At 76.6% G+C, this 788-nt stretch carries 1 protein-coding gene; it reads left to right on the forward strand.

Annotation, left to right across the window (positions count from 1 at the left end; all coding sequences use genetic code 11):
* Positions 1–788 (forward strand): amidohydrolase family protein (locus G3I65_RS29450; protein WP_160698986.1); only part of this gene is annotated, 788 nt, incomplete at both ends.

A 788-nucleotide genomic window follows, 5' to 3' on the forward strand; every position in this document is an offset into this window, starting at 1 on the left:
CCGCGCCGCCCACCACGCCGTCCGCGCGGCCGTGCGCGCCGGCATCACCCCCGAACAACGCGAACGCGCCCAGCGGGCTTTCCTCGCCGAGGCCGCCGGGCAGGGCATCGTCAGCGTCCACGAGTGCGCCGGTCCCGACATCTCCGGCCGCGACGACCTCGCCGCCCTCCTCGCCCTCGCCGGCCCGGGCACCCCCGAGGTCGTCGGCTACTGGGGCGAGCTCGGCGCCGTCGAAACCGCCAAGGCACTCGGCGCCCGCGGCCTCGCCGGCGACCTGTTCGTCGACGGTGCCCTCGGCTCCCACACCGCCGCGCTGAGCGCCCCCTACGCCGACCACGACGGCTCCGGGACGCTGTACCTCGACGCCCACCGGATCGGTGAACACCTGGCCGCCTGTACCGAAGCCGGGCTGCAGGCGGGCTTCCACGTCATCGGCGACGCCGCCGTGGCCGAAGTCGTCGAAGGCTTCCGGCTCGCCGAGAAGGAGGTCGGGCAGCGCGCGCTCGCCGCCCGCCACCACCGCCTCGAGCACGTCGAAATGGTCACCGCCGAGCAGGCGAAGCTGCTGGCCGGCTGGGGCGCCGTCGCCTCGGTGCAGCCGCTGTTCGACGCGCTCTGGGGCGGCCCGGAGGGCATGTACGCCGAGCGCCTCGGCACCGACCGCGCCGCCGGGCTCAACCCCTTCGCGGCGCTGGCCGCCGAGGGCGTCCTGCTCGCCTTCGGCTCCGACGCGCCGGTGACCCCGCTCGACCCGTGGGGGAGCGTCCGCGCCGGCGCCTACCACCGGA

The sequence above is a fragment of the Amycolatopsis sp. SID8362 genome, assembly GCF_010550475.1.
Classification (GTDB): Bacteria; Actinomycetota; Actinomycetes; order Mycobacteriales; family Pseudonocardiaceae; genus Amycolatopsis; species Amycolatopsis eburnea.